We start from the raw sequence: 26,380 nt of genomic DNA, 5'->3' as shown, positions 1-26,380 counted from the left end.
ATGGACTGCTACAGAGAGCCATATTTTTGCAAAAAAAGCAGACCATAAATGCCGCGCTATCAGCAAATCGCCCGTCAGTTAAAAAACGCAATTGAGAAAGGTGAACTCAAGCCCGGTACCAGATTGCCCTCCAGTCGGACCTGGGCCCAGGAGCTGGGAGTATCACGCTCGACGGTGGAAAATGCCTATGCAGAGCTGGTGGCGCAGGGCTGGCTCGCGCGGCGTGGACAGGCAGGAACGTTTGTCAGTGAGCAACTGCGACCAGAAAGGGCACCTGTTTCTCCTGCCATCTTTGCCGGAGAAAATCCCAGACCGCAAACTTTTCAGATGGGATTACCCGCACTCGATCTTTTTCCGCGCGAAGTCTGGGCGCGGGTGATGGGACGGCGTTTACGCACCCAAACGCGTTTTGATCTGGCGGTGGGCGATGTGTGTGGCGAGCGGGCGTTACGTCAGGCGATTGTGGATTACCTGCGGGTCTCACGCAGCATTGAATGCCAGCCAGAGCAGATTTTTATCACTTCAGGCTATGCGGCATCAATGACGTTAATCCTGCGCGCTCTGGCGCATCCCGGAGAGGGAATGTGGGTCGAAGATCCCGGCTTTCCGCTGATTCGGCCTGTGGTGGCTCAAGAACGCATTGAGTTGAAGCCGGTAGCGGTGGATGCCGATGGTCTGGATGTCAGCGCCGGGATCCGCGACTACCCGCAGGCGCGTTTTGTACTGCTTACTCCCGCACATCAAAGCCCACTGGGGGTAGCACTGTCTTTAGACCGTCGCCACCAGTTGCTGGAGTGGGCGACTCGTGCGCAGGCGTGGGTAATCGAAGATGATTATGACAGTGAATTTCGTTACCACGGTAAGCCGTTGCCGCCGCTAAAAAGTCTGGATGCGCCCCAGCGGGTGATTTATGCCGGAACGTTCAGCAAATCGATGTTTCCGGCTTTGCGTACGGCATGGCTGGTGGTGCCCCTGACCCAGGTTGAACACTTTCGCCAACAAGCGGCGCTAACGGCCTGTAGCGTTCCGGTTCTATGGCAGCAAACGCTGGCGGATTTTATGCGAGACGGCCACTTCTGGCGACACTTAAAACGTATGCGACAACATTATGCCGAACGACGACAATGGATGGAAAACGCCCTGACCGAACAAGGATTTAGCGTCATTCCTCAGGAAGGTGGGATTCAACTGGTGATGAGTGTGGACGGAGATGATATTGCGCTGGTGCGCAAAGCGAATCAGGCCGGGTTAGCTGTTCAGGCGTTAAGCCGCTGGCGAATAACGTCAGAAGGAAAGGGGGGAATATTGCTGTCATTTACCAATATCAGCTCGGCGGAAATGGCGCAACAGGCGGCGTACCAACTGCGGATGGCGCTGACATAAATCTATACCCGTCATACTTCAAGTTGTATGTGCGTTGGCTGCGTTCGTTCACCCCAGTCACTTACTTTAGTAAGCTCCTGGGGATTCGCTCCCTTGCCGCCTTCCTGCAACTCGAATTATTTAGGGTATATAAGGTTCTTACGATATGCGTCCCACCATCGCCACCCGTTTATGGACTTTTCTGAAAGCGTTGCTAATGCTGAATCAGGTAAGGTAAGCCCGCAGTAAAAGATAACGAGGAAAATAATATGTATTTACGACCTGATGAGGTGGCGCGCGTACTTGAAAAAGTGGGCTTTACCGTTGATGTAGTGACGCAGAAAACGTACGGCTATCGTCGTGGCGAAAATTATGTGTACGTTAACCGTGAAGCACGCATGGGACGTACCGCATTAATTATCCATCCCACGCTAAAAGAGCGCAGCTCTTCGTTGGCAGAACCGGCGACGGATATTAAAACCTGCGATCATTATCAGCAATTCCCACTGTATTTAGCCGGTGAGACACACGAACATTATGGTATTCCGCACGGCTTTAGCTCGCGAATTGCGCTGGAGCGTTATCTGAGTGGGTTGTTTGGCGACGTTAATTCTAACTAATAACGCGACTGGCAGTGCCAGTCGCGAAGAAGCGTGTCAGGCTTTAGCCTGATGATAGCTGCTGACCTTAAACAAGCGGCGGCAATAATCAAGAAAGTAGCCATAGACAGCGCCCATCAGCATTGATACCACAATGTTCGAACTTACTGCAGCCGTAATCTGGTGCCAGTCTGCGCCAACCGTCAGCAGAATAATCACATACACCGGCGACTGGAAGGTGACATAAGCCAGCACATCCGCCAGATTTTTTGCCCATCCTGCCTGCGTGGCTTTACGCGCCGCGCGCATGAACAAATCACGGTACATGCCGTATGGCCACGCGATCAGTATGTTGACAGGGATAGCGACTAATCTGGAATACAGCGACTGTTCGAAGCTCATTCCAGAAAGGAATATTTCGATCAACATGTTCACGACAGAACAATAAACAACCATCGCGAACGTGTCTGCTACTGCATGACGCAAGCGTGACTGCGGAGAGAACATGTTAATGCTCCTTGTAAAAAGGGGGAAAAAGGTTTTGAATACCTTAACTACTAGTGATTTGTCTTGCTGCTTTCGCGTTTTAATAGGATATCTGCCTGGATAATAACTAGCAACTAGCTTAAAATTTTTATTTATTGTCTTTTTGTCGATAAAATGCTCTGTAATGGTTTGTTTTTTGTTCGTTTTGGTGTTTTCGTTGCTGTGTTAATTAAAATTCTTTTAGATCAAAGAGTTATTTTTGCTTGTTTTTCTGAATTTTTTGCGCTCCTTTTCTGAATGTTGACTGATGTGCAATATGTATACTCGTTGGTTCCACGCGATGCTATGGCCTGTTTCTTAAGTGACGCACTGAGATACCTTGCAGGTATATTCAAAGCTGCAATCAGGGTCATAGAATATATTGTCTGAGCGATAGCAGAATGGATGCTATAAATATCAGAGTTGGCTATTTGTTTAATGACCTGCGAATAAATTAGACTGGAAATATAATAATCAGTTGCATACAATATTTAGCGTAATACCATTTTATGTTTTACGTTAAAGAGGTTTTGTTAATATGAGTTCAATGTTAAAAAACTTAAATAATATCCGCTCGCTGCGTGCAATGGCTCGTGAATTTTCCGTCGATGTACTGGAAGATATGCTTGAAAAATTCAGGGTAGTGACCAAAGAACGGCGCGATGAAGAAGAACAGCTACAGCGCCAACGCGCAGAACAGCAGGCAAAAATTAATGCCTTGCTGGCGCAGATGCAGGCAGACGGGATCAGCCCGGAGGAGCTGCTGAGCATAACACCTGCTACGACACGTTCAGTTAAAAAACGCCAACCGCGCCCGGCGAAATATCGTTTTATCGATCTCAATGGTGAAACGAAAACATGGACTGGGCAAGGTCGCACACCGAAGCCAATTGCCCAGGCGCTGGCTACCGGTAAATCTCTTGATGACTTTCTGATCTAATTACGAAGGCGGTGAGGAGATCCTCACCGCTTATTTTCAGCAAACGCCGAAATCACCCTCTTCGGTATATCGCGTGACATCAGCTGCTTTCAGCGTGAATTTATCACCGTTTTCATTACTGGCTTGTACCGCCACAATTTGATCGTCATTGACTTCAACAACCTTCAGTTTTGGACCGCCCATACGCGGTTGAACCAGATCGCCAGGTTTAAACATATTGTTGCGCTCCTTTATTTATCATTTATCGCAGAACTCACCATAGATCACGTCAACCGGCGGGTACAGTGCTGTTTCAATGATTACCGCTTAATGAGTACGTCGGTTCCAGGGCATTTTGTCCAGCAGACGCGCCATGCCGCAAAAGCCGGTCACGCCAGCGAGAATCAGCCCGGCCCCGACAAAACCGCTCAGCAGGAAGAAAGCACTGCTGACGGTGTAACCCAGAATAACACCGAGTAAGGCAAGGCTACCTGCGGCTATCTGCACCTGACGCATCAGCGGTAACGGTTGTGAACTGTCTTTCGTCACCGGCAACCCTGCGGCTTTCCAGCCGTCAATTCCACCTTCCAGCAGCCAGACCTGCGCGGGCGCAGCAATGGCGCTCAGTTTTGTTGCCGCATTTTGTGTACGTTTGCCTGACTGGCAGTGAAAAATCACCTGCTCGGCGCGTAAATTCGCAGGCAGCGATCCCTGCTCAAGCGCGGGCAACGGCGCCAGATGAGCCTCAGGAATATGCTCGTGCAGATACTCGTCAGCGTCGCGGATATCAATCAGTTTTGCACCTTGCGCGACCAGTGTCTGCGCCTCGCGCGGGGAAATCGTCCCAATAGTCATGATGGCTCCTTATGGGCAATACAGTGTTTTTAATGTGGCGATCAGCGAATTCACGGCCGCATTTTTAATGGAGTAGAGGATGCGCTGGGCATCGCGCTGGCTTTCTATCAGACCTTCTTCACGCATACGCGCCAGATGCTGGGAAGTGGCGGAAGGGCTAAGGCCGGTAACACGGGCTAACTCGCCTGCGTTGGTACCGGGTGAACCGCAGAGCATGCACAAAATCAGCAACCGTTTCGGGTTACTCATCGCTTTTAGCAGGGCGGCAGCTTGTTCAGCGCTGGCCTGGAGTTGTTCAAGTTCAGTCATATGTATTTAAGCATAATCTAAATTAAGTATATTCTAAAATAAACAGCCAACGTACGCCAGCGTAAAGAGCGTAAAGGAGGGTAAAACAGCCGCGGAATGCTGGCGGAGTTGGGTAGAATGGCTACTCTTAGAGATAAAATCTCTTTTTAAACAATGATTAATTTTTTGCTTGTAGGGAGTGTGTATGGGTTTCTGGAGAATCGTTTTTACTATTATTCTGCCCCCGCTTGGCGTGCTGCTGGGGAAGGGGTTCGGCTGGGCATTTATCCTCAATATCGTTCTGACGCTGCTGGGCTACATCCCTGGTTTGATCCATGCCTTCTGGATACAGACGCGTAATTAATTCCTTTCAACTACGGCGCTTTGGCGCCGTTTTCTTTGGCCCCCTTTCTCCTCTGCTACACTTTTGGGTGTTAATTGTTAATTACCGAGGTGGATATGGGACTCTTCAATTTTGTAAAAGATGCGGGTGAAAAACTGTGGGATGCGGTCACTGGAAACCATGACACAGCCGATCTGGCAAAAAAAGTGCAGGAACACCTGAACAAAACTGGCATCCCTGATGCGGATAAAGTGGACGTGCAAATTAACGAAGGCAAAGCCACTGTTTCTGGTGATGGATTAAGTCAGGAGGCGAAAGAAAAAATTCTGATCGCGATTGGTAATATCTCCGGTATTGCCAGCGTAGATGATCAGGTTAAAACCTCTGCGCCCGCGAGCGAAAGCCAGTTTTATACCGTGAAATCAGGAGATACCCTGAGCGCTATTGCTAAACAGGTTTACGGTAATGCCAACCTGTATAACCAGATATTTGAAGCGAATAAACCAATGCTGAAAAGTCCGGATAAAATCTATCCTGGGCAGGTTTTACGTATTCCGGAGCAGTAATATTATTCAGGCTTATTCCGTCAGCAATTTACCGGACATCGCCTGTTGAATAATCGGAATCGGCGTCAGTAGGTGCTGGCGCATTAATTCGCTGGCGCGCGCGGCGTCGCGTGCCAGAATTGCTTCGGTCAACGTTTGGTGCTGATCGTGTTTGTCTTCCAGCATCTCCACCGACAGCACCGTTTTTCGCAGCCAGATAAACCGGTAGCGCGCCGCCAAATCGAACAGTCGTTCGCGCATTTGCAGCAGATATTGTGAACCACAGCCAGCGACAATCGCCGAGTGAAACGCCTGATGGCGCTGATCCCACTCGTCGAGCATCTGTTCGCTGGCATCAATGGCTTCAAGCTTACTAAGCATATGCGCGCGCGCCAGAATTTCAGCTTCCCAGGCGTCGTCGCCGCGTTCAATGGCCAGCGCGACCAGCATGGCTTCCATATTGGCGCGGGCATCAAAAATATCGAGCAACTCTTGCTCTGACATCGGGGCAACCCGATACCCTTTCTGATTTACCACCGTCACCAGCCGCTCGGCAACTAACTGCGAAAGCGCTTCGCGTAGCGGTCCCACGCCAAGCTCATAGCGTGAGGTCAGCAGGCTCATACGCAGTTTTTCATCAGGCTGATACACACCGCGGATGATGTCGTTCTTCAGCCAGCGGTATCCATCAATGGCCGTCGGTTGGGGAATGGCGGTCATGGTCATACTCCTGAAAGGATTTCCCGGCCTGCGCCGGGAACAGGTTTAATGCGTATTTTGCAATGGTGCTTTTTGCCAAGATAGCAGTTTTTTCCAGCGTGACATAATGGGCACGGTGCAAATAATTCCTATGGCTAACAACCCGGTAGAGATAACTTCCAGCTGTTGTGCCGGGCGAAACAGCATGACCACCAGCACAAAGATAATAAACGCGATGACCAGCCAGGTAAGCCACGGATAGAGCCACATTTTCAGTTTAATTTCACCGCCTCGCGCCAGCAGGATTTTGCGCATCCGCAGTTGAGAAACGGCAATGACCAGATAGACCAGCAGTGCGATGGCACCGGAACTGTCGATCAGGAATTTAAACACCTTGGCCGGGGCGTAATAGTTGACGATGACGGTGAGGAATGCGGCACCGGTAGACAGCAACACCGCCACATAAGGCGTTTTACTGCGGTTCGTTTTACCCATAAAGGCGGGGGCATCGCCACGGCGGCTCAGGGAGTAGAGCATACGCGAGGACGTATACAGCGCGGAGTTGAGACAGCTAGTCACCGACAGCAAAATGACGCAATCCATGATCAGTTTCGCGTGCGGGATATGCAGTAGCTCCAGTACCGAGCGGTAAGAACCGACTTCTTTCAGTCCCGGCATGTTCCACGGGATCAGCGCCACCACCACAAAAATAGAGCACAGATAGAAGATGGAGATACGCCAGATAACCGAGTTGGTGGCGCGAACGATATGTTTATCCGGGGTATCGGATTCGGCGGCGGCGATGGTAACTATCTCTGCGCCCATAAAGGAGAACATAGTGATTAACATTGCGCTGATCACGGCGCCAAAACCGTTGGGCATAAAGCCGCCCTCATCCCACAGGCGCGAAACCCCGCTGACATCGGCATAAGGGTAGAAACCGCTAATCGCCGCTGCGCCGAGGGTTATAAACGCCAGAATGGCAATCACTTTGCACAGCGCCAGCCAGAACTCGAACTCACCGTAATTTTTGACGCTCAGCAAATTACTGCCGGTTAATGCCAGCGTGATAACCAGAGAAAACAGCCAGATAGGAATACCAGGCACCCAGGAGTGAAGAATGATGGCGGCGATATTCGCCTCCAGCGGGATAACTAACACCCAGAACCACCAGTATAACCAGCCGATGGTGTAACCTGCCCAAGGGCCGATGGCCTTATCGGCGTATGTGGAAAAAGAACCGGTATCCGGTGTGGCGACGGCCATTTCGGCCAGCATGCGCATAATCATCACCACCAGCAATCCGGCGAACAGATAGGCTAATAATACTGCGGGACCGGCTTCTGCAATCGCCACACTTGAACCGACAAACAGACTTGCGCCGATTACCCCGGCAATAGACAGCATGGTGACGTGGCGTGATTTCAGCCCGCCCCCTAAATCATGTGATTGTGACACTTGCCCCATCTTTAAACCTCTCGAAAGTATTTCACTTGGGAGAGCACCCCGGCATTCCCGCGCCGGGGCACGCGTATTATTGTTATTGACCCTGTTTGCCGGATGGCGGCTCCGCCTTATCCGGCTTAAAACTCCCCGTTTTGATACGGGTTTAACCCTGCTTTGCCTCGGCAAAACACTGGGCGATAATGTCCAGCCCCTGGCGGATTTGCGCGTCTTCAATAGTCAGCGGGACAAGAATGCGCAGCACGTTGTAGTAAGGTCCGCAGGAGAGCAGGATTAGCCCTTTATCGCGGGCACGAGCGACAATTTCAGCTGTCAGTTTGGCGTCTGGTTTCGTGTGGTCGCCGTTTTCGAACAGTTCGATAGCAATCATCGCGCCCAGCCCGCGTACGTCGCCAATCTCGCGGTGGGTTTCCGCGATAGCCAGCAGGCCTTCACGCAGGGTTTGCCCCAGGTCGTTGGCTTTTTGCAGCAGATTTTCCTGATCGAAAATGTTTAGTACCGCCAGCGCAGCGGCACAGGCAATTGGGTTACCGGCATAGGTACCGCCCAGACCGCCCGGTGGAATAGCGTCCATGACATCGGCGCGTCCGGTCACGCCTGCCAGCGGGAAGCCTCCGGCGATGGATTTAGCGAAGGTGGTGAGATCGGGCGCAACGCCCATCTGCTCCATGGCAAACAGCGTACCGGTGCGGCCCGCACCGCTCTGTACTTCATCAGCAATCAGCATGATCCCGTGTTCGTCACAAATAGCGCGCAGACGTTGCATAAAAGCAGGAGAAGCGGCGTAAAAACCACCTTCGCCCTGGACGGGTTCAATTACGATGGCGGCGACGTCTTCTGGCGCGGCATCGTTTTTGAAAATGCGGTGAATGCTGGCGATAGCATCGTCGTCACTGATGCCGTGCAGTGGGCAAGGATAAAGCGCGCGATACACGTGGCCCGGCATCAGCCCCATTCCGGCAGAGTATGGGTTCACTTTTCCGGTCAGTGACAAGGTGTAGTGGGTACGGCCGTGGTAAGCACCGCTGAAGGCGATTGTGCCGGTGCGTTTGGTGGCGGCGCGGGCGATTTTCACCGCATTTTCTACCGCTTCAGAACCGGTGGTCACCAGCAGGGTTTTCTTGGCGAAATCACCCGGCACTTTCTTATTCATGATTTCGCACAGCTCCAGGTATGGCTCATAGGCCAGTACCTGGAAACAGGTATGGGACAGCTTTTTCAACTGCGCTTCTACCGCAGAGACGATCTGCGGGTGCAGGTGACCGGTGTTCAACACTGCAATACCGCCAGCAAAGTCAAGGAATTCACGGCCTTCAACGTCCCAGACCCGACAGTTTTCTGCACGCTCGGCAAAAATAGGGTGGATCTGGCCTACGCCACGGGGAACGGCGTTGCTGCGACGTTGCATAAGTTCTTTGTTGGTGCTCATCAGGTGTTCTCCAGTATTTATTTTATTAAAGGCCGATGCACATATATTTGATTTCTAAGTAGTCTTCGATGCCGTATTTTGATCCTTCACGGCCAAGACCGGAGGCTTTGATTCCCCCAAACGGGGCGACTTCGTTGGAGATAATGCCGGTGTTAATCCCGACGATGCCGTACTCCAGCGCTTCGCCAACGCGGAAGACGCGGCTTAAATCACGGGCGTAGAAATAGGCGGCCAGACCAAACTCGGTGTCGTTGGCCTGAGCGATGACGTCGGCTTCGTCTTTAAAACGAAACAGCGGAGCCAATGGGCCAAACGTCTCTTCTTTGGCGACCTTCGCGTTGTCAGGCACATCCACCAGAATGGTGGGCTGGAAGAAGTTACCGCCGAGCGCATGAGGTTTACCGCCCGCGATAATGCGCGCGCCTTTATCCAGAGCATCGGCGATGTGTTCCTGCACTTTGGCAACCGCTTTCTCGTCGATCAGCGGTCCGGTGGTGACCTCTGGTTGCAGACCATCGCCGAGATGCAGTTTGCACACCGCATGCTGGAGTTTTTCGGCAAAACGCTCATACACACCGTCCTGCACGTACAGGCGGTTGGCGCAGACGCAGGTTTGCCCGGCGTTACGGAATTTCGAGGCCAGCGCGCCTTCCACAGCTTTATCAAGATCGGCATCGTCAAAGACGATAAACGGCGCATTGCCGCCCAGTTCCAGCGATACCTTTTTGATGTCTTTGGCGCACTGCTGCATTAACTGACGGCCAATTTCGGTTGAGCCGGTAAATGACAGTTTGCGCACCAGCGGGTTGCCGGTCAGTTCGTTACCGACCGCGCTCGCAGAACCGGTCACCACGCTGAAAACGCCTGCCGGGATCCCGGCGCGATTAGCCAGTTCTGCCAGCGCCAGTGCGGAGTAGGGGGTCTGGCTGGCGGGTTTAAGCACCATCGTACAGCCTGCTGCCAGCGCCGGACCGGCTTTACGAGTGATCATCGCTGAGGGAAAGTTCCACGGCGTAATCGCGGCGGTAACGCCGATCGGCTGCTTGATGACGATCAGACGCTTATCGGCCTGATGACCAGGAATTGTATCGCCATAGATGCGTTTACCCTCTTCGGCAAACCACTCAATAAATGAGGCGGCATAGGTGATTTCGCCTTTGGCCTCCGCCAGCGGTTTACCCTGTTCCAGGGTCATCAGGCGGGCGAGATCGTCCTGATGCTCAATCATCAGGTTGAACCAGCGGCGCAGGATATTGGCTCGCTCTTTGGCAGTCAGCGCACGCCAGGCCGGCAGAGCGCGGTTAGCAGCGTTAATCGCTTCGCGGGTTTCATCTGCCCCCATTTTAGGTACGCTACCCAATTGCTGACCGTTGGCGGGATTGGTCACCGCGATGGTCTCGCCGCTGTTAGCGTCACGCCAGTTGCCGTCGATCAATGCCTGCTGGCGAAATAAGGTTGGATCGTTAAGTTGCATGATTGCTTCCTGTCTTAATCGGTTTAACGGGTAAATGCGGCGTGTAATGTCTCCACGCTACGTGCCGCACGCAGCGTGCGTCCGGGATTACTCTGGTTCTCCAGCAGCGCATGAACTTTGCTGACAATATGTGCACCGATAGGGATTGCCGATGTTGCCGCCGGAGAAGGCGCGTTACAGGTGTGAATTGAGCGTGGCGTGGTGACAAACAGAAAATCGTCGATAAGCTTGCCATCAGGTGATACCGCCTGTGCCCGCACGCCCGCAGGCCACGGTTGCAGATCCTTAAGCATCAGGCTCGGACAGTACTTTTGTACCAGCCGCAGATAACCGCTTTTGCACAGCGAATTCTTCATTTCGCCAAGCCCTGAGCGCAGGTTGTTTTGCAGCACGCGGCGAATACCAGAAGAGCCGAGGATCTCCAGCGTATCGCTGAGCGAGAAGTCACGCTTACGGTAGCCTTCACGTTTAAATGCCAGCACCGCGTTTGGGCCGACCGTGACGCTGCCGTCAATCATCCGGGTCAGATGAACACCGAGAAACGGCATTGCCGGGTCGGGGATGGGGTAGATCAGATGGTTAACTATCTGATTATGTTCTGGCGCCAGGCGGAAATATTCGCCACGGAACGGACAGATGATAAAGCCAGGTTCAACGCCGAGCATTTTCACCAGTCGGTCCGCCATCAGGCCAGAACAACTAATCAGCGTCGCGCCTTCATATTCCTGGCCCTGACGGGTATGGACAATCACGCCCGTAGCGTGCTCTTTCAGCGCGCTGACCTCGGCGTTGTAAATAATCTCACCGCCTTTGGCCTGGAAAATATTCGCCATCGCGGCGGTGACTTCACGGTAGCTGACGATCCCGCTCGACGGAACAAAAATGCCGCCCAGACCGGTGATATTCGGTTCACGCTCGCGAAGCTCCTGCGCATTCAGCCATTCGCGCTCCAAACCGTTAGCGGCGGTGCGATCCCATAGCGCGCGCATGCGCTCCATTTCCAGAGGGGAGGTGGCAACCAGCATTTTTCCGCAGACGTCGTAGCGGATGCCGTTTTGGTCGCAAAAGGCTTTTGTGGCGCGATTTCCGGCCAGGCAAAACTGCGCCTTCAGGCTGCCGGGAGTGTAATAGACCCCGGCATGAATGACGCCGCTGTTGTGGCCCGTCTGGTGACAGGCCGGGCCGGACTCTTTTTCCAACAGCGCAATACTGGCGTCCGGATAGACATCAATCAGCTGCATGGCGGTCGACATACCGATGATGCCGCCGCCAATAATCACAAAATCATACATCCGCTTTTTTCCTTCGCGCTTACTGATGAGTCTGGTAGTGGTTTGTCGCGTAAGCGAAATAACCACGTTGGCGCATCAGTTCGCGGCGCAGGTCAGGATGCGAGGTGAAACGATCGCGACCGTGCAGCCAGAACAGGTTGTTGATCAGCAGGAATTTACCCACTGAAACCGGTACGGAAATAATACTTTTGCTGGTTTCCAGCGCGTCGGACAGGTCACTCAGCCAGACGCCTTCTTCATAGTCTTTTGGCTGGACGAACTGGTCGATGTAGCGCATCACCGGACGACCCTGCTGGTCAACGTCAAATACCGGATGGAACACTTCCTGGCTCACGTTTTTGCTTGGCGGCGCGGCAAAGCGCATAGGGCGACGCGCCAGCGGATGGGTAAAGTACTGATCCAGATGTTCCCAGTCGTCGAGGTGCAGCAGCAGCGAGTTACCGCCGGTCATGTTCTGCTCGTCAATCTTCATCATCAGCACGTAATCGGTGATTTCTTCGAGATAGGTTCCGTCGTTGTGCAATTCCATCACTCGGTGAGGCTGGCGCAGATAGCTGTCTGAGTTATCGACGTTTTTCACCACAAAACGTGCGTAATATTGACCGCTCATCGCATCAAAATTCGAGCGTCCGATTAGATGCGCTACCGCCGTCGCCAGCTTGACCATCTCTTCTGCCTGCGCCACATCATCCACGCCAACGGCATTGATCAGCAGTGCGCCTTCGGCACGATCGAGCAACGTTTTCAGCAGCAGAGGCTGCAACTGATTGCCGCACAGGTCGTCGAGGATCTTGCCCACTTTGAAGCGCAAGAAGGATTTGTATTCCAGCGCCTGCACCGGCCACTGCGCGACGGCCTGCAGAAATTGCTCAGTGGTTTCAGCGGAAAAAGTCAGCTCCAGCAGGCGTGGGGATTGGGCTGACGGTTTCAGCGTGAAACCGCTGTAGTGCTGGGCTGGATCTTCAGCGTTCGGTTTTACGGCAGTCAGTGCGTTCATCAAATCGTTCCTCTCAGTAGATTGTCAGGGAGATATGGCGCAGCTCGTTTCGTAGCCATAAATTAAAAATATCTACATTTTTGAAAAACGCGCACATAATGAGTTTGTTTGTTTGTTATTTGTGATCAAAAGCAACAAATATTTAACATTGCAAACAATAGGGATTTAAAGCGAAGACGGGGATAGAGCGGTTATATCAGGTGGTAACCACCTGATTTTAATGAGGGAAATAAAGCATCTTAATGTTCAAGAGCAATAGCGCAGACGTGTTCAACATGAGTGAGATCGTGGTACAAGTCAGGCAAGGTCATCTTCTTACGAATTACGATTTTGAGATTAACCTCGATTTTACCCTTCTTAATATCCCTGATCGTTATGTTTTCAATAATGTTTTTCTGTTGATGGATGCGGGTTATCAGATTTTCGAGCGCATCGCGTTCATCAAGAATAACCCTGACTTTTACTTTTCCGGGGAACTGGTTTTTAGTCTGTAAGAAAATAATGAACGGGCTTAATTTAATTGCCAATAAAAATAAAGCCGTGGCAAAAAAAGCATGAAAATAAAAACCGGCCCCACAGGTGATTCCCACTCCAGCAGATGCCCAGACAATTGCCGCAGTAGTGAGACCAGAAATAGCATCGTCGTGTCGGTGCAGAATGACTCCCGCACCGAGAAAACCAACGCCACTAATAATCTGAGCCGCCAGACGCATAGGATCGCTACGGATGTTCATCGAAATTTCAGCATAGTATTCTGCAGATTGTATTGATACGACAGTTAACACACAGCTGGCTACGGATAAAATAACGCAAGTTTTGAAGCCAACCGGTTTCCCTTTCGATTCTCTTTCCAGGCCTATAATGCCACCCAGAATAAATGCAATGCTGATTTTGATGATCGTAGTTAAAGGCAACAATCCTTGCTCATTGATGATGGCGGCCAGATTATTCATGCAATTACCTTAATGAAAGAGTCTTTAACGATCAGGAGTTTGCTTTTTTCAATGGGAGGTCTGCTTTGCGTTTTGAAATATCGTCCCGGAAGAATATCAGGAAGAATACGCTGACCACTGCGGCAACGCCTGCTGAAACTAGCCAGAATGTTTCCCATTGCGGTAACGCCTGTGGGCCTTGTTCCGTCACGGTGCTGTTGAAGATTTGACCGCATACGGTAGAGGCAAACAGCAAACCGACGCCGTTGGAGACGATAAATCGCAAGCTTTGGGCTTGTGCTTTAATCTCTGGCGCGGCTTTACGGTCAACATAAATGTCGCCCACGGTAAAGAAAAAGTCCCAGCAGAATCCCTGCAACATCAGACCGATCAGCACAAACATCATGTTGGCATCCAGTGATGCATGAGCAAACAACAGTGTGCGGATGATCCAGCAAACGGCGCCCAACATGAGAGTAATTTTGAAGCCGGCTTTCAGTAAGAAAAACGAGAGCAGGAACATTAAAATGACTTCACAGGCGATGCCGACCTGCATCATTGACGCGGCGTTATCGAATCCAAGCGCTTTTAAAAAGACCGGGATATAGGCGGAATAAGCTGTTTTGGGGATCATCAGGACAAAAATACTGAGCATCAAAACCGAGAAACTGCGGTCCTTGAAGAGTGCCAGAGCGTCCAGACATAACAGATCGCGGAGTGTAAATACGCTTCCTTTTGCTTTCGGTGGGGTGTTTGGCAACGTAAAGCAGTAAAGGCCGAGCACGACACCGGAGGCTGACGCAATATACCAGGTGATGGTATTTCCAGAATAGCCCATTTCACCAATAATAAAACCGATGACCATAAAGCCAAATGTGCCGAATACACGAATAAAGGGGAAGTATTTCACCCCGTTAATGTGGCTGAAACTGATGCTGTTAGCCAGCGCAGTTGTTGGATAAAAAAGCAGACCGACCAGGAAGATCATGGTCAACGTCATGCCCGTGTTTTGCGCCTCAATAAATTGTGGAACAAACAACAGTACGCCAGCATTAATTAAATGCAGGATCGCCATGACTTTTTGTGACGAAAAGAAACGGTCGGCTACCATGCCAATAAAGAGTGGCGAAAGAATGGTCGCCAGACCAAGCAAAGCATAAGATGAGCCAATAATGGTCGCCATACCATAGGTACTTAATACCAGTCCCATGGTCATATTCCAGGCGCCCTGCATGAAATATTGTATGAACATCATAACCAGCAGGCGTGGTGTTTTATTAAGGTCCATATTGCATATCCTTATTGGTTGATGCTCAGGTTAAGCCCATCCCAGGCGACAAGAATGTTCTCTTTGTCGCACGCCGCCACGAGATCGTCGTGCAGTAGACCGCCGCTGTGTGAGACATGCGAGACGATGAGTTGGCTATTTTTCTCAAGGCAGCCCAGTTCTGCAAGCCTGTCTCTGGCGGCGAAAACGGTTTCCAGACTCATGTGGTTATTTGTACGGTTATCACCATTAAAACCGTAGGTACATTCCAGCACCGTTAAATCGATCTTTTTCCCTTTCAACCATTGCCAGGTGAGTTCAGGGAACCAGCCCGAATCATGTCCATAGAAAATTGACTGACCATCTTTTTCGATAAACCAGGTATAACAAAGCTCCCATTTGGCATGGTTCGCCAGCAGTGGAGTGATTCGGTATCCGCGGGTTTCAACGGTTACGAAGGGAACCAGGCAATGAAAAGCAAATCTTTCTGCGCTGTAGCCTGGTAACACTTGTGCCGCGCCGTTAATCGCACGGTCATTACCAAAAATGTGCAACGGATGAGTAATCTCGAATCCGTACCCTTCCATTCGGCTAAAAAGATCGCCGACGTTGAAATGATCGGGATGTGTATGCGTGAACAGCAGCGATTTGATCTCTGTTGCGTCCAGGCCATCTCGCAGCAGTTGCTGGCTGAATTCAGGCGCGACATCAATCAACAGTTCATCGTCGATGATCGCTGAGGAGTGCGTGCGTATGTCTTTGCCTTTACGAATACGGGCTTGCTGACAGTGCTCACAACGGCAAAAAGGATTGGGTATCCCTTCGGATGCTGCGGTTCCCAGAAAATGAATATTCATGTTTCCCTCTTGATCAAAACAGAGTGTTGTTTTTTGAACGAAAATGTAATGAAACGTAATTGGAACGTGTCAATTATTATCCTGCAGCTTCAAGGCAACAACGATCTTTTGTTGCATAAGTGATCCTCTTCAAGAATTTAATAATTTATTTTTATATTTCATGGTGTTGAAATTATTAGTTCATTTCTTCGTGCTATGTGGGGTTGAGAGGTAGTTATATGAGTGTGTTGATAAAATGCACTTTTTAATATTGTAACGTTCAAATTATCTTGCTGGAGATAGTTTCCTGATGAGCGCCGTGCTAGCATCAAAACATCAGGGGAAGGATGTAAAAATGCCAACTATCAAAGACATAGCAAGAATTGCCGGTGTGTCGCATGGGACTGTCTCGAATGTGCTCAATGGCAGAGGAAATGTAAGCGTTGAGAAGATTGAAGCGGTTCAACGTGCGGCCCGAGAAGTTGGCTATCAGTTGAATGCGCAGGCGCAATCATTGAGAGCCAGCAAAAGTCAGGGAGTGGCCTTGATTCTGCCGGACATCAATGCGGAGCGTTACTATCAACTTTATCGGGGATTACACCAGGCCTGGCAACCTTCACTCAGCGAACCGGTTGATCTTTACCTGACTAATGATTTTCCCAATCTGGAACTGGATATTTTGCAAACACTGGCGGCAAAGTCTTACCAGGCTGTTGTCACCGTGAGTTGCCTGGACAACAGCCAGCCCTATTACGATATGCTCAGGCTCTCCCCGGAGAATGTGCTTTTTGCGTATCGCCAGCCAGCCGGTGCAGTTTGTTATTTTAGCCTTGACTATGTGACCGCAGGGGAAGAAACCGCAAGAAGGGCACTGGCGCAGCAGCCGGGTCATATTGGTGTTTTCTGCGAGCCGCTGGAATTTGCCCACAGCGCACGCTTTACTCAAGCGATACAGAAGGTATGCCGGGAGTTAAGTCCGCACACAAAGCTTACGGTTATACCTGCGCATGCCAGTGAAGTTAACACCGTCGCGTTTGACTTTTTCCGGGGGGCGATACCCGATCTGTTTATTGTTCAGGACAGTGAGAAGACGCGTGCGTTGACGCAAGCGTCCTGGTTTGGGAGTTCTCAGTCCTGCCCGCCGATAGTACAACTGAGTGATAATCTTCCTGCATCTTTTGATGGAATCACCAGCTATCAGATGGATTATGCCCGCCTGGGGACAACTATTGCTTCATGTATTCGCCAACCCAAAAGTAAAGAGAAGCACCGTATTCTGACGAATTGCGGTTTTTCCTGGAATGGACAATATGCTCCGCCTCATGAGACGGAGGCGACGCTGAATATGTTAATTTTGCCCAGCCCTTCGACCGATGCGCTGAAGAAACTGTTACCTCACTTTTATCGCCAGACCGGTATTAAGGTTAATCTTGCGGTTTATCCGTATGATGAGGTTTTTGAAATTCTCTCTCATCTTCACCTGCACCCTTATTACGATTTACTGCGAATCGATATGGCATGTTTTCCCTGGTTTGCAGAAAAAGCATTATTGCCGCTGGAGTCGGTCTCCCCCGAGCTCCCGTTATTGCTGGATAACTTCTCTGAGCAAATTCAGCAGCACTTCAGCCAGGTGAATGGGACTGCATGGGCAATTCCCTTTGATGCCAGTATGCAGCTTCTGTTTTATCGACGAGATCTGTTTGAAGATGCGACGATTAAACGGATGTTTTATGAATCAACAGGCAAAGAGTTAACGCTACCAGAGAATTTCGCACAATTTGATGAAATTGCCGCTTTCTTTAGTCAATTGCATCAGCCAGAAAACAGACAGCGTCCGATGGGAACGGCGGTGACGTTGGGCAGCTCAGGACTTATCGCCACTGAGTACTTGCTGCGTTACTACGCGTTAGGGGGACGATTGGTGCGTGAGGGCGAGCCGGTACAACTTGATGCTTCGCTTGCTGCTGCTGCACTCGAAGAATATCTGCACCAGCTTTCTATCGCCGTGAATCTCCCTGGCGAGTGGTGGAGTGATGCGGTTAAACAGTTTGAGCGTGGAAATCTCGCCATGCTGATTATGTATCTCAATTTGTTTAACGATGTTGCGCATACGACTATCGCCCCCACGATTGGCTATGCTCCCGTTCCGGGGCACCTTCCACAATTGGGCGGTGGCTCTATTGGAATGTCTCGCTACAGTAAGAAGAAAAAACAGGTTGAGCAGTTTTTTCATTGGCTTTATTCCGATGAAATTTCGCGCCATCTGGTTCTATTGGGGGGCAACAGCGCCTGGTCTGGAATATGCCACGATCAAAATGTTCTCAATCTCTACCCGTGGTTTAATTTACTGAATGAAAAAGGCATGACGGGAATACGGGAGTCTCAGGGAAGTAAAGGTGAGCCTTTTAACCTGCGACAGGCAGAGATTATTATCGGGCAAGGCGTGACGAATGCGATTAACGGCATTATGGACGTCACGCAGGCCGTGGAATACATCAATGCGCGGATCAGAAACGAAACGGGTGCCTGAAATATGCGACTCCTCGCCTCTTACTGATGACGTAAGAGGCGAGAAAAAACGGTTAACAGTAACCCACTTTATAAATGCGCCCGGTCTGGATGCCTTCGACGCTGCGGCGATAGGCGTTGGCGACCGTGACGGCGGGGACGCTTTCAAAGCCGGGGAAGAAACAGTCAAAGGCTTCGGCGGATTCACTCAGCACGGTCGGACTTATCAAGTTAATACGCTGACCACGCTCTAGCTCACAGGCAGCGGCGCGCACAAATCCTTCCAAACCGGCATTGATCGTTGCAGCATTTGCGCCTTGTGCGATGGGCTCGTGGGCGATAATGCCGCTAATTAACGTTATTGAACCGCCATCATTGAGGAAATGCTGCCCGGTTAAGGCCAGACGTATCTGGCCTAACAGTTTATCCTGAAGCCCCTGATTAAAGTCCTGGTCGGTCATTGTCGACAGCGGTCCAAAGAACAGATTGCCGGTGGCGGAAACGATCGCATCTACCCGACCGACTTTTTCGAACAATGCCTCGACACTCTCCTGCGAGGTGATATCGACCTGGTAATCCCCCTGCGTGCGACCTACGCGGATCACCTCATGTTTACGGCTTAACGTTTCTGTGACTGCGCGACCCACTGTACCACTGGCACCAATAATGACGATTTTCATAACCACCTCCGCAATAGTGTGAGCCGCTATTCTTTAATGAAAATGAAATCGGATAAACTGGCTAAAAGTTAGATGATTACTAACCAGGGGTTTGCAATATGGATAAGTTACGCGGCATGGAAACGTTTGTCGCCGTGGTGGAGAGCGGGAGCTTTACTTCTGCGGCGACGAGGCTCGAGATGTCTGCGGTGATGGTGGGAAAATATATCGCCCAACTGGAAGCGCAGCTCGGCACGCGTCTGCTGGAGCGCAATACGCGTCGCCAGAGTCTGACCGATGCCGGACGCGTCTATTTTGAAGAAGCCCGTCGCGTGCTGGAGCAGGTATCGATAGCCGAACGTTCGGTAGAGCGTCTGCGGCTGGCACCAGCAGGGACGCTGCGCATAAGCGCGCCCACGTCTTTTGGCGCTTGCGTGATCTCGCCATTGGCCGCTGCGTTTTTACAGACCTGGCCAGAGGTGCGCATTGAACTGGATCTAACCAACCGGATGGTTGAGCTGGTTAATGAAGGTGTTGATCTGGCGATCCGCATTGGCGATATCCATCAGACTGACGTGGTGGCGAAATACCTGTGTCCCTACCGTATGGCAATTTGTGCTTCGCCAGAATATCTTGCCCGCCATGGCACCCCCCGGACGCCCGCGGATCTGGTGGATCATCTGTGTCTGTCCCATACCGTGTGGACGGCTCGCAACGAGTGGATACTGCCTGGCGTGACGGGGGAAGTCAGATGGAAACGCGATGCGATCCTGCGCTGTAACGATGGTCATGGCCTGCGTATGGCGGCGGTAGCGGGGGCTGGGCTGTTATTGCAACCGGAGGTGCTGTTGGCAGAAGAGCTGGCTACTGGCAAGTTGGTTCGTATTCTGGAAGGATTTACGCCACAGCCGCGACCGATTCATTTGCTGTGGCGACAGGATTTGCGTCCGTTGCCCAAGCTGACACGGTTTGTTGAGCACCTGCTGGAAGGAATGCGAAGTTTGCGCTGAAGATGAAAATGCCGGATGGCGCTGCGCTTATCCGGCCTACAGTGGCGATTAATCGTAGGCCGGACAAGGCGCGTTACTAACTGATATCCACCTGTGGTTTGCTGTTGCGTTTACGGATCATGCGCAGCACCGGCGGGACCACGATAACCAGTACCGCCATCACCAGCAGCACTTTCGCCACGCCGCTGGCCCACAGAATATCCATACTCCCGTTACTGATAGACAACGCCCGGCGCAGGTTCTGCTCCAGCATTTCCCCGAGAACGAAGCCCAGAATCAATGGCGACATTGGGAAGTGCATTTTACGCAAAATGTAGCCCAGCACGCCGAGGGCGACCATCAACACCAAATCGAAGGTAGTGCTGTGGACAGCGTACACACCTACCGCGGAGACTGCCGCAATAGCGGGTACCAAAAACCACAGCGGAATGGTCAGCATGCGGGTAAACAGACCGATCAGTGGAATGTTCATCACCAGCAGCATTACGTTAGCGATCAGCAGCGCTGCAATCAGCCCCCAGACGATATCCGGCTGTTCAGTGAACATCGCCGGCCCCGGGGTGATGTTGTACAGCGTCAGCGCGCCCATCATCACCGCCGTGGTACCGGAGCCCGGCACGCCGAGCGTCAGCATTGGGATGAAAGAGCCGCAGGCCGAGGCGTTGTTGGCGGCTTCTGGTGCTGCTACGCCACGAATATCCCCCTTGCCAAAGCTGTCGCTGTTGCCGCTGAGCTTTTTCTCGGTCATGTAGGTGATGGCACTGGCAATGGTGGCGCCAGCGCCAGGCAGAACGCCGACGAAAAAGCCAATCACTGATGAACGCAGGGTGGCCCCTACGCACTGTGCGCCTTCTTTGGCGTTGAACAACATGCGGCCCGTTTTACGCACCAGCGTCTGGCCACTGCTGGTATGTTCCAGCATTAACAGTATTTCAGAGACAGAGAACAGCCCAATCACCACTACGATAAACTGCACACCGTCGGAGAGATGGACACTGTCAAAAGTAAAGCGATAAACCCCGGTGTTGGCGTCTACGCCGACGGTCGCAAGTCCGAGACCGATAAGCGCTGCCAGAAATGATTTCAGCGGATTTTGCGCCATCATGCTGCCGAGACAGGCAATGGCGAAAACCATTAAGGCAAAGTATTCTGCCGGACCGAAGGCCAGCGACCATTGGGCTAACGCTGGGGCGAACAGAATGATGCCGCCAATGGCGATAAGCGAACCAAAGAAAGAGCTGACCGCCGAGATAGAGAGCGCCACGCCGCCGCGTCCTTGCTGCGCCATCGGGTAACCATCCAGCGCGGTCATAATCGCCGCCGCATCGCCGGGAACATTCAGCAGGATGGAGGAGATGCGCCCGCCATATTCACAGCCAATGTAAACCGTAGCCAGCAGGATCAGCGCGGATTCTGCGGGCAGATGCAAAGCAAAGGCCAGCGGCAGCAGGATCGCCACGCCGTTGATTGGCCCAAGGCCAGGCAGCAAACCCACAATGGTGCCTACAAAACAGCCTATCAAGGCGATGACCAGGTTTTCCGGCGTCATTGCCACCGCGAAACCCTGAGAAAGATAAATCCAGGTATCCATCGTTTCTCCGTTAACCCAGCCAGGCGCCGAGTGGTAAGGTGACGTCAAGCAGTCGGTCAAAGGCATACCACAGCAGAATGCCGAGCACTGCGCCGGAAATACCCGCAGCCGGGATGGTTGCGCCGAACAGCATGCCAATCACCACGGTGAGAATGGCGGTGGCGATGGGAAAACCGAGCCACTCAAAACCCCAGGCGTACATCAACAGAACAATTACCATCGTCAGCAGCTTTTGCAGCACGTGGCGACGGGGCCAACTGATGGTATCCGGATGGCGCAACAGCAGCGCCACGGCGCATACCAACATCAGACTGATAATGCCCAGCGGGAAGGGACGCGGCCCTACGGGTTCATAGCTGTATTCGCTGCTGATTTGCCAGGCCACGAACAGCCCAGCTATGCAGAGCAACAGCCAGATACCTGCAAAAATACGATCGCTCATCATCTTTGCCTCTGCGTTTACTTCGCCAGACCGAAGGCTTTCGCCTGCTCACGATAATCCGTAACCTGTTTTTTCACGTAGTCGTCGAGCTGTTTGCCGCTCATGTTGAACTCAAACAGACCGCGCAGATCGCGTTGTTTTTTAAACTCATCGGTCTGCTGGAGTTTGTTAAAGGCATCAACCCACCACTGATACTCGGCGTCGCTGACTTTTGGCCCAACGTAGAAGCCACGAATGATAGGCCACACGAGGTCATAACCCTGCTCTTTGGCGGTTGGCACGTTGGCTAACTGGCCCGGTAGGCGTTGATCGGAGAACACCGCGAGCACGCGAATTTTGTCGCCGCTGAGGTAGGGCACCATTTCACTAAGATCGCCGGAAACTACCTGCACGTGATTTCCCATCAATGCGGTAACCGGTTCGCCACCGCCTTCAAAAGCCACATAGCGCATCTTGTGCGGATCGACATTGGCTTTTTGCGCCAGTAGCGCCGATTTCATCCAGTCCTGGCTACCGATAGAAGCACCTGCGCCAATGACCACGCTGTTAGGGTCTTTCTCCATTGCCGTAAGCAGGTCTTTCAGCGTCTTCCATGGCGCATCCTGACGTACGGCAATCATGCCGTAGTCGGTGCCGACACTTGCCAGCCAGCGGACATCATCCACACCGTAGCGACCAAACTTGCCCTGTGACAGGTTCAGCAGGGAGCCGCCGGAGAAGGCCACCACGGTTCCCGCTTCAGCCGGGCGTTGAGCGACGATCGCGTTATAGGCCACGGCACCAACGCCGCCAGGCATATAGGTCACGCGCATCGGTTTGTCGATAGCACCGGTTTCCATCATGCTCACCTGAATCAACTTACAGGTGAGATCGAAACCACCGCCGGGTTTAGCAGGGGCGATACATTCAGTTCGCGATGGCGCTTGTTCGGCCAGTACAGAGGTACTCATCAGTAAAATGCTTGCAGTAAGGGTACGAAGTAACTGTTTTTTCATTGTTTATCCTCACGCCGGAAAACCGGATTTTCGGGTACGGAAGAAGATTTTTGTGATTATGTGAGCCGATGTGTATCAGTTCGGTTGCGTGATTGTTAAAACATTAACCTTTCAATTCCCTTTCAATGCGGCAGAAACTTTACAGGATGTGATATGCGTCTCTTATTAGCGGAAGATAACCGTGAGTTAGCTCACTGGCTGGAGAAAGCGCTGGTGCAAAACGGTTTTGCCGTTGACTGCGTTTTTGATGGCCTGGCGGCCGACCATCTTTTACATGGCGAAACATACGCGTTGGCGGTGCTGGATATCAATATGCCGGGGCTGGATGGTCTGGAAGTCGTTAAGCGGCTGCGCAAACGCGGGCAGACGCTTCCTGTCCTGCTGCTGACGGCGCGTAGCGCGGTGGCCGATCGGGTGAAAGGGTTGAACGTCGGAGCCGATGACTATCTGGCAAAACCGTTTGAAATAGAGGAGTTGGATGCTCGGTTGCGAGCCTTGCTGCGTCGCAGTGCGGGACAGGTGCAAGGCATCCAGCAACTGGGGGAGCTGGCGTTTCACGATGAAGGCTATTTTCTGTTGCAGGGGCAGTCGTTGGCGCTCACGCCGCGGGAACAGGCGCTGTTGACGGTGCTGATGTACCGTCGGTTGCGACCGGTTTCACGCCAGCAGTTGTTTGAGCAGGTCTTCAGCCTGAGTGATGAGGTCAGTCCTGAAAGCATTGAGCTGTATATCCATCGTTTGCGCAAAAAGCTACAGGGAAGCGATGTGCGCATCGCCACGTTGCGTGGTCTGGGTTATGTGCTGGAGCGTAGCGATGAAGTGGGTTAAACCCCAATCGTTATACCTGCAACTGCTGATGTTTTTGGGCCTGCCGCTAATGTTGCTGTGGGGCCTGTCAGCATTTAACAGCTATGTCAGTGCGCTACAGGCGGCGACCCAGGCGTATGACCGCACGCTGCTTTCATCCGCCAGGACCGTCTCCGAGCGGCTGGTGGTGCGCAATAAACAGTTAGAAGTGAATGTGCCATGGGTGGTGCTGGACAGCTTTGAATTGAATATGAACGACCGACTGTATTACAAAGTGGTTGATCCGGCGGGGAAGGTTATCTCTGGTTATGACGATTTACCGGCGATGCCGCCTGCTACCTCGCGCACGCGGCTTTATCCGGCGCTGGCATGGTTTTATCACACTGAATATCGCGGTGAGGCAATCCGTGTGGCGCGTCTGCTGCAGCCTGTCAACGAAGGTGGCATTGTTGGCATGGCGGAGATTTATGTTGCCGAAACGCTGCAATCGCGGCGTTATCTGGCGCGACAGCTGTTGTTTTCCTCGTGGGTCTCGCAAGGGCTGCTGGTACTACTGACTCTGGTGCTGGTTGGCTGGCTGCTGCGCCGGGTGCTACGCCCGATGCGCCAGCTGTCATCGCTGATGGTGCGTCGTGAGCCGGGGCTACTGACGCCGCTGCCGGAGCTGCTGCCGTGGTCGGAAACCCGTCTACTGATTGTGGCGTTTAACCGCTATCTGGACCGACTTCGCGGCCTGATTTCTCGCCAGGAGCGCTTCAGCGCGGATGCTTCCCATCAGCTTAAAACGCCGTTGGCAGTGCTGAAAACTCAGGCGGCGGTGGCTCTCGCCAGTCAGCAGCCGCAGCAGTGGTACGAGAGTCTGCAAGCCATGAGTACCACGCTGGATAACACCATTCAACTGACTGAAAGGCTGTTGCAGTTGTCTGCGGTGAAGCGCAAAGAGCAAGGGGAAAGGCATTTCTCGCCGGTTAATCTGTATGAGGTGGTGCAAACCAGCTGTTTTACCCGACTGGCGCAAGCGCGTAGTAAAGGGATCGATCTGGGCTATGAAGGGGATCAGGACGCGGTGTGGGTCGAGGGCGACGAAGTCTTGCTCGGGGAACTGTGCGGGAATCTGCTGGATAACGCACTGAAATACACGCCGCCGTTAGGCGTGGTGACTGCCCGACTGCGGCGAGAAGGAGAGGCTGTGGTGCTGGTGGTTGAAGATAGCGGGCCAGGCATTGATGAACAAATGGTGCATCAGGCGCTGCTCCCGTTTCATCGTCTGGATAACGTCGGCAATATTCCTGGGGCAGGAATCGGTCTGGCGCTGGTCAACGACATTGCTCGCCTGCATCGTACGCACCCACAGCTATCCCGGAGTGAAGCATTAGGCGGGTTAAGCGTACGGATGCGGTTTTTATGTCTGGAGCGAGAAGGGCAGGACGATCGGTGTCGTCCTGCGCCCGTTATTTAAAGGTCACTGTCGCATTGACCGGGATACTAAATGCGCCTGGTTGAGGAGGGTTCTTCAGCCAGAACAGGGTCGCCATGAACTCTTTGCGCCGACTGTCGCTCTGGTTGTTAAACGCGCCGCTGGTAAAATCGATGCGGTTGCCGCTGATAATATCCCCGGCGCCGGGCCGTGCAGCATCCTGAAGCGTAACGCCGATATCCGGCGTACCCTGACCGGTAAAAACCGTGCCGCTGTTGTGCGTGGTGCCGGTAAAGGTTATCGCGTAATTGATGCCGCGACATTCATGCTTCCCGGCAGCTTCTGCAGCGATAACGGCAAACTGTTTGCTGTGGCTGTTATCCTTGCCCGCTTTGGCTTCGGTAATGCTGATCCTGCCAAACTCGACGGTATCCGTTCCTTTGTCTGAGGCAATAGAGACGATCGGTTCGCAGTTGATATAACTGATGTTATTCAGGCCGGTCAGCGCGGGGCCAAAGTTTTTTGCCGGATTGCTGGCGGAACAATGCGTACTGCAAGAGTTAATGCTGCCAATACCGTCGACGACGAAAACTTTGTTGATGGTGCGACCCGCCAGTGCGGGCAAAGGATCCGGGAGCTTTCCGGTGGCGACCAGACTGAGGTTAAAGGTGAAAGAAAAAGTTTGCGGAAGTGCCAGGCAGGCACTGGTATTTCTGTGGCTGTTACTATTGCAGTAGCCGTTTGAACCTGTTCGGGGCAGCGTTGCCTGATATTGCGTGGTGACGGCCTGCGCGCTCTGATCGTAAGAACGACCATCGATGCTCACCACCAGTTTCATATTGGTTCCCTGCAAAAAATGCGCAAACTCATGGTCGGGATCGATGTAGATTCTGGCCGCTTCGCCCTGGGGCATATGGTCCGTGTCGCTGCAGGTGACGCTAACGGTCTGTGAATTGGACACCCAGACGGTGTCTCCGGCGGTGGTGCTGTGGCTAATTTTAATCGGATCAACGTGTACAGAGACGCTGTTTGCTGTACAGGTAACCGCATAGCTTGTACTACTGAAGATCGGCAAACAAAACAGCACCACGAGTTTAACTATTTTTAACGGATTCATTGATTGCA

Annotated in this window: 27 protein-coding genes; 9 read left to right on the top strand and 18 right to left on the bottom strand. The window is 52.3% G+C overall.

From position 1 onward, the window contains the following. Positions 1-48: 48 nt before the first annotated feature. Positions 49-1,383, top strand: a complete 1,335-nt coding sequence (gene pdxR, locus OGV89_RS11050) for a MocR-like pyridoxine biosynthesis transcription factor PdxR (protein ID WP_003846028.1) — start codon at positions 49-51, stop codon at positions 1,381-1,383. Positions 1,384-1,631: 248 nt separating this feature from the next. After that, positions 1,632-1,982: a DUF2002 family protein gene (locus tag OGV89_RS11045; RefSeq protein ID WP_003037262.1), complete on the top strand. Its 351-nt coding sequence runs from the start codon at positions 1,632-1,634 to the stop codon at positions 1,980-1,982. Between the two features lie 36 nt (positions 1,983-2,018). Here the strand turns inward: OGV89_RS11045 and alaE are convergent, their stop codons facing one another. Then, positions 2,019-2,468, bottom strand: a complete 450-nt coding sequence (gene alaE / locus OGV89_RS11040; RefSeq protein WP_003037259.1) for an L-alanine exporter AlaE — start codon at positions 2,466-2,468, stop codon at positions 2,019-2,021. A gap of 556 nt (positions 2,469-3,024) precedes the next feature. Between alaE and stpA the strand changes: the two genes are divergently transcribed. Beyond that, entirely contained in the window at positions 3,025-3,426 is a 402-nt protein-coding gene (gene stpA / locus OGV89_RS11035) for a DNA-binding protein StpA (RefSeq protein ID WP_003839690.1), read from the top strand. Between the two features lie 36 nt (positions 3,427-3,462). On the opposite strand, the gene OGV89_RS11030 is transcribed toward stpA, so the two are convergent. From OGV89_RS11030 to OGV89_RS11020, 3 genes are all read right to left on the bottom strand, one after another. Then, entirely contained in the window at positions 3,463-3,642 is a 180-nt protein-coding gene (locus tag OGV89_RS11030; RefSeq protein WP_003037253.1) for a GDFGVC terminal motif YodC-like protein, read from the bottom strand. A gap of 90 nt (positions 3,643-3,732) precedes the next feature. After that, a complete protein-coding gene (locus tag OGV89_RS11025) occupies positions 3,733-4,260 on the bottom strand; it encodes a rhodanese family protein (protein WP_003846025.1) in 528 nt (175 codons plus the stop codon). Between the two features lie 9 nt (positions 4,261-4,269). Next, positions 4,270-4,569, bottom strand: coding sequence for an ArsR/SmtB family transcription factor (locus OGV89_RS11020; RefSeq protein WP_003846023.1), 300 nt, complete (start codon positions 4,567-4,569; stop codon positions 4,270-4,272). 184 nt (positions 4,570-4,753) lie between these two features. On the opposite strand from OGV89_RS11020, the gene OGV89_RS11015 reads away from it, so the two are divergent. Together OGV89_RS11015 and lysM are read left to right on the top strand one after the other, a co-directional pair. Next, positions 4,754-4,912, top strand: coding sequence for a YqaE/Pmp3 family membrane protein (locus OGV89_RS11015; protein ID WP_003037242.1), 159 nt, complete (start codon positions 4,754-4,756; stop codon positions 4,910-4,912). Between the two features lie 95 nt (positions 4,913-5,007). Next, complete coding sequence (lysM, locus tag OGV89_RS11010) at positions 5,008-5,457, top strand: peptidoglycan-binding protein LysM (RefSeq protein WP_003037241.1); 450 nt, start codon at positions 5,008-5,010, stop codon at positions 5,455-5,457. A gap of 12 nt (positions 5,458-5,469) precedes the next feature. Here lysM and csiR read toward each other — a convergent pair whose 3' ends face one another. The 9 genes from csiR to OGV89_RS10965 all read right to left on the bottom strand — a co-directional run bounded on the left by csiR (position 5,470) and on the right by OGV89_RS10965 (position 15,847). Continuing rightward, positions 5,470-6,156 (bottom strand): DNA-binding transcriptional regulator CsiR, encoded by a 687-nt coding sequence (gene csiR, locus OGV89_RS11005; RefSeq protein ID WP_003037236.1) that lies wholly within the window; start codon positions 6,154-6,156, stop codon positions 5,470-5,472. A gap of 45 nt (positions 6,157-6,201) precedes the next feature. Beyond that, complete coding sequence (gene gabP, locus OGV89_RS11000) at positions 6,202-7,602, bottom strand: GABA permease (RefSeq protein WP_192468371.1); 1,401 nt, start codon at positions 7,600-7,602, stop codon at positions 6,202-6,204. A gap of 142 nt (positions 7,603-7,744) precedes the next feature. After that, the gene (gabT, locus tag OGV89_RS10995; RefSeq protein ID WP_162648151.1) at positions 7,745-9,028 is read right to left on the bottom strand and encodes a 4-aminobutyrate--2-oxoglutarate transaminase; all 1,284 of its coding nucleotides are present in this window, start codon (positions 9,026-9,028) and stop codon (positions 7,745-7,747) included. A 25-nt stretch (positions 9,029-9,053) separates the two neighbouring features. Continuing rightward, a complete protein-coding gene (gene gabD, locus OGV89_RS10990) occupies positions 9,054-10,502 on the bottom strand; it encodes an NADP-dependent succinate-semialdehyde dehydrogenase (RefSeq protein WP_046670395.1) in 1,449 nt (482 codons plus the stop codon). Positions 10,503-10,525: 23 nt separating this feature from the next. After that, positions 10,526-11,794 (bottom strand): L-2-hydroxyglutarate dehydrogenase, encoded by a 1,269-nt coding sequence (gene lhgD, locus OGV89_RS10985; RefSeq protein WP_046670396.1) that lies wholly within the window; start codon positions 11,792-11,794, stop codon positions 10,526-10,528. Positions 11,795-11,813: 19 nt separating this feature from the next. Continuing rightward, on the bottom strand, positions 11,814-12,791 hold the full coding sequence (gene glaH, locus OGV89_RS10980) for a glutarate dioxygenase GlaH (RefSeq protein ID WP_003839704.1): 978 nt from the start codon (positions 12,789-12,791) through the stop codon (positions 11,814-11,816). Positions 12,792-13,030: 239 nt separating this feature from the next. Next, positions 13,031-13,744 (bottom strand): MgtC/SapB family protein, encoded by a 714-nt coding sequence (locus OGV89_RS10975; RefSeq protein ID WP_003037218.1) that lies wholly within the window; start codon positions 13,742-13,744, stop codon positions 13,031-13,033. 31 nt (positions 13,745-13,775) lie between these two features. Beyond that, positions 13,776-15,011, bottom strand: a complete 1,236-nt coding sequence (locus tag OGV89_RS10970; RefSeq protein ID WP_286558635.1) for an MFS transporter — start codon at positions 15,009-15,011, stop codon at positions 13,776-13,778. 11 nt (positions 15,012-15,022) lie between these two features. Continuing rightward, positions 15,023-15,847: an MBL fold metallo-hydrolase gene (locus OGV89_RS10965; RefSeq protein ID WP_003037212.1), complete on the bottom strand. Its 825-nt coding sequence runs from the start codon at positions 15,845-15,847 to the stop codon at positions 15,023-15,025. Positions 15,848-16,181: 334 nt separating this feature from the next. Between OGV89_RS10965 and OGV89_RS10960 the strand changes: the two genes are divergently transcribed. Continuing rightward, a complete protein-coding gene (locus tag OGV89_RS10960) occupies positions 16,182-18,356 on the top strand; it encodes an extracellular solute-binding protein (protein WP_200002730.1) in 2,175 nt (724 codons plus the stop codon). Between the two features lie 52 nt (positions 18,357-18,408). On the opposite strand, the gene OGV89_RS10955 is transcribed toward OGV89_RS10960, so the two are convergent. After that, positions 18,409-19,014 (bottom strand): short chain dehydrogenase, encoded by a 606-nt coding sequence (locus OGV89_RS10955; RefSeq protein WP_181826016.1) that lies wholly within the window; start codon positions 19,012-19,014, stop codon positions 18,409-18,411. 98 nt (positions 19,015-19,112) lie between these two features. Here OGV89_RS10955 and OGV89_RS10950 point away from each other — a divergent pair, with 98 nt between their 5' ends. Continuing rightward, entirely contained in the window at positions 19,113-20,003 is an 891-nt protein-coding gene (locus OGV89_RS10950) for a LysR substrate-binding domain-containing protein (RefSeq protein ID WP_286558632.1), read from the top strand. 76 nt (positions 20,004-20,079) lie between these two features. On the opposite strand, the gene OGV89_RS10945 is transcribed toward OGV89_RS10950, so the two are convergent. From OGV89_RS10945 to OGV89_RS10935, 3 genes are read right to left on the bottom strand one after another with little or no spacing between them, the layout of a single operon-like run. Next, positions 20,080-21,594: a tripartite tricarboxylate transporter permease gene (locus OGV89_RS10945; RefSeq protein ID WP_003846009.1), complete on the bottom strand. Its 1,515-nt coding sequence runs from the start codon at positions 21,592-21,594 to the stop codon at positions 20,080-20,082. A gap of 10 nt (positions 21,595-21,604) precedes the next feature. After that, positions 21,605-22,039, bottom strand: coding sequence for a tripartite tricarboxylate transporter TctB family protein (locus OGV89_RS10940; protein WP_008321484.1), 435 nt, complete (start codon positions 22,037-22,039; stop codon positions 21,605-21,607). Between the two features lie 14 nt (positions 22,040-22,053). Further along, positions 22,054-23,031: a Bug family tripartite tricarboxylate transporter substrate binding protein gene (locus tag OGV89_RS10935; protein WP_032938099.1), complete on the bottom strand. Its 978-nt coding sequence runs from the start codon at positions 23,029-23,031 to the stop codon at positions 22,054-22,056. Positions 23,032-23,184: 153 nt separating this feature from the next. On the opposite strand from OGV89_RS10935, the gene tctD reads away from it, so the two are divergent. Together tctD and OGV89_RS10925 are read left to right on the top strand one after the other, a co-directional pair. Further along, positions 23,185-23,859, top strand: coding sequence for a transcriptional regulator TctD (gene tctD, locus OGV89_RS10930; RefSeq protein WP_032938097.1), 675 nt, complete (start codon positions 23,185-23,187; stop codon positions 23,857-23,859). Then, positions 23,846-25,297, top strand: a complete 1,452-nt coding sequence (locus OGV89_RS10925; protein WP_044713301.1) for a sensor histidine kinase — start codon at positions 23,846-23,848, stop codon at positions 25,295-25,297. The genes tctD and OGV89_RS10925 overlap by 14 nt, the downstream gene beginning before the upstream one ends. Here OGV89_RS10925 and OGV89_RS10920 read toward each other — a convergent pair. After that, positions 25,290-26,372, bottom strand: a complete 1,083-nt coding sequence (locus OGV89_RS10920; protein ID WP_121540396.1) for a fimbrial protein — start codon at positions 26,370-26,372, stop codon at positions 25,290-25,292. The genes OGV89_RS10925 and OGV89_RS10920 overlap by 8 nt on opposite strands. Between the last annotated feature and the right edge of the window lie 8 nt (positions 26,373-26,380).

Source organism: Citrobacter sp. Cf125, from assembly GCF_030333935.1.
In the GTDB taxonomy this organism is placed as follows: Bacteria; Pseudomonadota; Gammaproteobacteria; order Enterobacterales; family Enterobacteriaceae; genus Citrobacter; species Citrobacter freundii.
Note: the sequence above shows the minus strand (reverse complement) of the source record. Positions and strands in the feature narration are given on the sequence as shown.

Coding starts and splice junctions, on each gene's coding strand:
- csiR (WP_003037236.1), bottom strand. CDS start 6,156: ATGACCGCCATTCCCCAACCGACGGCCATTGATGGATACCGCTGGCTG.
- OGV89_RS10945 (WP_003846009.1), bottom strand. CDS start 21,594: ATGGATACCTGGATTTATCTTTCTCAGGGTTTCGCGGTGGCAATGACG.
- OGV89_RS10940 (WP_008321484.1), bottom strand. CDS start 22,039: ATGATGAGCGATCGTATTTTTGCAGGTATCTGGCTGTTGCTCTGCATA.
- OGV89_RS10925 (WP_044713301.1), top strand. CDS start 23,846: ATGAAGTGGGTTAAACCCCAATCGTTATACCTGCAACTGCTGATGTTT.
- OGV89_RS10965 (WP_003037212.1), bottom strand. CDS start 15,847: ATGAATATTCATTTTCTGGGAACCGCAGCATCCGAAGGGATACCCAAT.
- OGV89_RS11030 (WP_003037253.1), bottom strand. CDS start 3,642: ATGTTTAAACCTGGCGATCTGGTTCAACCGCGTATGGGCGGTCCAAAA.
- OGV89_RS10950 (WP_286558632.1), top strand. CDS start 19,113: ATGGATAAGTTACGCGGCATGGAAACGTTTGTCGCCGTGGTGGAGAGC.
- pdxR (WP_003846028.1), top strand. CDS start 49: ATGCCGCGCTATCAGCAAATCGCCCGTCAGTTAAAAAACGCAATTGAG.
- OGV89_RS11015 (WP_003037242.1), top strand. CDS start 4,754: ATGGGTTTCTGGAGAATCGTTTTTACTATTATTCTGCCCCCGCTTGGC.
- stpA (WP_003839690.1), top strand. CDS start 3,025: ATGAGTTCAATGTTAAAAAACTTAAATAATATCCGCTCGCTGCGTGCA.
- OGV89_RS11025 (WP_003846025.1), bottom strand. CDS start 4,260: ATGACTATTGGGACGATTTCCCCGCGCGAGGCGCAGACACTGGTCGCG.
- OGV89_RS11045 (WP_003037262.1), top strand. CDS start 1,632: ATGTATTTACGACCTGATGAGGTGGCGCGCGTACTTGAAAAAGTGGGC.
- gabD (WP_046670395.1), bottom strand. CDS start 10,502: ATGCAACTTAACGATCCAACCTTATTTCGCCAGCAGGCATTGATCGAC.
- glaH (WP_003839704.1), bottom strand. CDS start 12,791: ATGAACGCACTGACTGCCGTAAAACCGAACGCTGAAGATCCAGCCCAG.
- OGV89_RS10960 (WP_200002730.1), top strand. CDS start 16,182: ATGCCAACTATCAAAGACATAGCAAGAATTGCCGGTGTGTCGCATGGG.
- tctD (WP_032938097.1), top strand. CDS start 23,185: ATGCGTCTCTTATTAGCGGAAGATAACCGTGAGTTAGCTCACTGGCTG.
- gabT (WP_162648151.1), bottom strand. CDS start 9,028: ATGAGCACCAACAAAGAACTTATGCAACGTCGCAGCAACGCCGTTCCC.
- OGV89_RS10970 (WP_286558635.1), bottom strand. CDS start 15,011: ATGGACCTTAATAAAACACCACGCCTGCTGGTTATGATGTTCATACAA.
- OGV89_RS10935 (WP_032938099.1), bottom strand. CDS start 23,031: ATGAAAAAACAGTTACTTCGTACCCTTACTGCAAGCATTTTACTGATG.
- OGV89_RS10920 (WP_121540396.1), bottom strand. CDS start 26,372: ATGAATCCGTTAAAAATAGTTAAACTCGTGGTGCTGTTTTGTTTGCCG.
- OGV89_RS10955 (WP_181826016.1), bottom strand. CDS start 19,014: ATGAAAATCGTCATTATTGGTGCCAGTGGTACAGTGGGTCGCGCAGTC.
- lysM (WP_003037241.1), top strand. CDS start 5,008: ATGGGACTCTTCAATTTTGTAAAAGATGCGGGTGAAAAACTGTGGGAT.
- alaE (WP_003037259.1), bottom strand. CDS start 2,468: ATGTTCTCTCCGCAGTCACGCTTGCGTCATGCAGTAGCAGACACGTTC.
- gabP (WP_192468371.1), bottom strand. CDS start 7,602: ATGGGGCAAGTGTCACAATCACATGATTTAGGGGGCGGGCTGAAATCA.
- lhgD (WP_046670396.1), bottom strand. CDS start 11,794: ATGTATGATTTTGTGATTATTGGCGGCGGCATCATCGGTATGTCGACC.
- OGV89_RS10975 (WP_003037218.1), bottom strand. CDS start 13,744: ATGAATAATCTGGCCGCCATCATCAATGAGCAAGGATTGTTGCCTTTA.
- OGV89_RS11020 (WP_003846023.1), bottom strand. CDS start 4,569: ATGACTGAACTTGAACAACTCCAGGCCAGCGCTGAACAAGCTGCCGCC.